We start from the raw sequence: 262 nt of genomic DNA on the forward strand, positions 1-262 counted from the left end.
CCGCTGGGAGTTCCGGCTGCGGGACGGCCAGGAGCCGGTCCGCGAGCTGATCGCCCCGTGGCTGCCGCAGTCCTACGACGGGGACTTCGAGGTCGTCCGTGAGACGCAGTACACCTTCCGGGCGCGTGTCGCCGACCGCTGGCGCAGCGGACGGGTCTTCCTCCTGGGCGATGCCGCCCACCTCACCCCGCCGTTCATCGGACAGGGACTGTGCGCGGGCCTGCGGGACGCCTACAACCTCACCTGGAAACTCGCCCGAGTC

General features: G+C 71.4%; 1 protein-coding gene. It reads left to right on the forward strand.

Annotated elements, in window-relative coordinates; translation table 11 throughout:
• Positions 1-262 (forward strand): FAD-dependent monooxygenase (locus ADK65_RS07645; protein WP_199825585.1); only part of this gene is annotated, 262 nt, incomplete at both ends.

Source organism: Streptomyces sp. NRRL B-1140 (assembly GCF_001280065.1).
Lineage (GTDB): Bacteria > Actinomycetota > Actinomycetes > Streptomycetales > Streptomycetaceae > Streptomyces.